Genomic DNA, 259 nt, shown 5'->3' on the forward strand with positions numbered 1-259 from the left:
GGGCCGCTACTTGCGTCATCCATAACCGGTCTGACAGTGCCTGTCGGCGACCATCGCCGCTCTCTGCCGAGCGGCTGACTGATGCCGAACGTCTCGTCGACTTTTTTGCTTATCTTCGGTACCGTTTTTGCAACCGTCGAGGAGGCACTGACAATTGCCTGTGCAGAGACCTGGTGTCCTCCTGCATTCACATGCTTGCTGGCCTGACTGACGCTGTTCAGATGGTCAACGTTCGCAGCGAAGCCGGATCCAACTGCGC

Annotated in this window: 1 pseudogene; it reads right to left on the reverse strand. The window is 57.9% G+C overall.

What is annotated here, in order from left to right:
- Positions 1–259: pseudogene (locus SB753_RS38780) on the reverse strand (hypothetical protein); the annotation flags it as partial.

This window comes from Paraburkholderia sp. SIMBA_053, assembly GCF_046534895.1.
Taxonomy (GTDB): Bacteria; Pseudomonadota; Gammaproteobacteria; order Burkholderiales; family Burkholderiaceae; genus Paraburkholderia; species Paraburkholderia caledonica.